The organism is Mesorhizobium sp. M7A.F.Ca.ET.027.03.2.1 (assembly GCF_003999175.1).
GTDB lineage: Bacteria > Pseudomonadota > Alphaproteobacteria > Rhizobiales > Rhizobiaceae > Mesorhizobium.
This window is the reverse complement of sequence record NZ_RZOM01000854.1, coordinates 1-2731: the sequence shown is the minus strand read 5'-3', so window position 1 is coordinate 2731 and position 2731 is coordinate 1. Positions and strand designations below refer to the sequence as shown.

Annotated in this window: 2 protein-coding genes; both read left to right on the top strand. The window is 63.6% G+C overall.

What is annotated here, in order from left to right:
• Positions 1 to 1267 (top strand): trimethylamine methyltransferase family protein (locus EN750_RS27975; protein WP_127398649.1); only part of this gene is annotated, 1267 nt, incomplete at its 5' end.
• Positions 1268 to 1325: 58 nt separating this feature from the next.
• The coding region (locus EN750_RS27970) for an FAD-dependent oxidoreductase (protein ID WP_127398647.1) at positions 1326 to 2731 on the top strand (1406 nt) is incomplete at its 3' end.

Below are 2731 nucleotides of genomic sequence, written 5' to 3'. Positions count from 1 at the left end.
CCTCGAACTGGTGTCGCACTGCCCGTCGGAGTTCACCATCCATGCCCGCAATCCAGCGCACAATGTGCGCTTTGGCGGCAACAATGTGATCATCTCGATGATGGCGTCGGCGCCCAATTGCTCCGACATCGATCGCGGCCGCCGGCCCGGCAACCAGCAGGACTACCGCAATTTCTTAAAGCTCGCGCAGATGCACAACATCCTGAACTGCACGGGCGGCTACCCGGTCGAGCCGACCGATATCCATCCGTCCGTCCGCCACCTCGAATGCATCCGCGATCTCAGCGTGCTCACCGACAAGGTGTTCCACATCTATTCGCTCGGCAAGGAACGCAATGTCGACGGCATCGAGATCGCCAGGATCGCGCGCGGCATCAGCCACGAGCAGATGCTGGAAGAGCCGTCCGTCTTCACCATCATCAACACGAATTCGCCGCTCAAGCTCGACGTGCCGATGATGGAAGGCATCATCCAGATGTCGAGCAAGGGCCAGGTCGTCGTCGTGACGCCGTTCACCCTGTCGGGCGCCATGGCGCCTGTCACCATCGCCGGCGCACTGGTGCAGCAGAACGCCGAGGCGCTTGCCGGCATCGCCTTCGCCCAGATGGTGCGCAAGGGCGCACCCGTCGGCTATGGCGGCTTCACCTCCAATGTCGACATGAAGTCCGGTTCGCCGGCGTTCGGCACGCCGGAATACATGAAGGCGCAGCTCGTCGGCGGCCAGCTTGCCCGCCGCTACAACATTCCCTACCGCACCTCCAACACCTGCGCCGCCAACACGGTCGACGCGCAGGCGGCTTATGAAAGCGTGTTCTCGCTGTGGGGCGCCATCCAGGGCGGCGGCAATCTGATGATGCATGCCGCCGGCTGGCTCGAAGGCGGCCTGCGCTGCTCCTACGAGAAGACCATTTTGGACATCGACCTGCTGCAGATGGTGGCCGAATTCCTGACCCCACTCGATCTTTCCGACGAGGCACTCGGCTTCGACGCCATCCAGTCGGTCGGTCCCGGCGGCCATTTCTTCGGCACCCAGCACACGCAGGACCGCTACAAGACCGCCTTCTACTCGCCGATCCTGTCCGACTGGCGCAATTACGAGACCTGGGCGGAAGCCGGCTCGCCGACGGCGCTCGAAAAGGCCAACAAGGTCTGGAAGGAGCGGCTGGCGTCCTATGAGGAGCCTTACATGGACCCGGCCATCCGCGAGGAACTCAACGCCTTCGTCGCCAAGCGCCGGTCCGAAGGCGGCGCGCCGACCGATTTTTGATCGGCTCCCCGCCGACCACCCCATCTGATTCAGTTTACGCAAAAACGGACCTATCTTGATGAAATCTCACGTAAAAGCGGTTGTCATCGGCGGCGGCGTCGTCGGCTGCTCGGTTCTCTACCACCTGGCCAAGGCCGGCTGGACCGACATCATGCTGATCGAGCGCTCGGAGCTCACCTCCGGCTCGTCCTGGCACGCGGCGGGCGGCTTCCACACGCTGAACGGCGACCCCAACGTCGCCAAGCTGCAGGCCTATACGGTGCAGCTCTACAAGGAGATCGAGGAGATATCCGGCCAGTCCTGCTCGCTGCATTTGACCGGCGGCGTGATGATGGCCGACACGCCCGAGCGCATGGACTTCCTGCGCCTTGCCCATGCCAAGGGCCGCTATCTCGGCATGGACACCGAGCTGATCACCCCCTCCGAGGCCAAGGCGATGTTCCCGCTGATGGACGAGACCAATTTCGTCGGCGCCATGTGGGACCCGGTCGAAGGCCATCTCGACCCGTCCGGCACCACCATCGCCTACTCCAAGGCGGCGAAAAAACTCGGCGCCGAGATCGTGCTGCGCAACCGCGTCGTGGAACTGACACAGGAGGTCGACGGCACCTGGAACGTCGTCACCGAACAAGGCACGGTGAAGGCCGAGCATGTCGTCAATTGCGGCGGCCTGTGGGCGCGCGAGATCGGCCGCATGGTCGGCGTCGAACTGCCGGTGCTGGCCATGGAGCACATGTATCTGCTGACCGAGCCGATGCCGGAGGTCGAGGAATTCAACAAGTCGACGGGCCGCGAGATGATCGGCGTGCTCGACTTCAAGGGCGAGATCTACACCCGCCAGGAGCGCAACGGCATCCTGCTCGGCACCTATGAAAAAGCCTGCAAGCCGTGGTCGCCGGTCAACACGCCGTGGGATTTCGGCCATGAATTGCTGCCGCCGGACCTCGATCGCATCGCGCCGTCGCTGGAAATCGGCTTCAAGCATTTCCCCGGCATCGAGAAAGCCGGCATCAAGCAGATCATCAACGGCCCCTTCACCTTCGCGCTCGACGGCAACCCGCTGGTCGGCCCGGTGCAGGGCCTGACCAATTTCTGGTGCGCCTGCGCCGTCATGGCCGGCTTCAGCCAGGGCGGCGGCGTCGGCCTCGCACTGTCGAACTGGATGGTGCATGGCGATCCCGGCTTCGACGTCTGGGGCATGGATGTCACCCGCTTCGGCGAATGGGCCGGCCTGCGCTACACCAACGCCAAGGTGCGCGAAAACTATTCGCGCCGCTTCTCCATCCGCTTCCCCAATGAGGAACTCCCGGCAGCACGCCCGGCGCAGACGACACCGCTCTACGACACGATGCTGGCCAACAATGCCGTCATGGGCGACAGCTGGGGACTTGAGACGCCGCTCTGGTTCGCACCTGAAGGCAAGGAACCCAGGGATATCGTCTCCTTCCACCGCTCCAACGATTT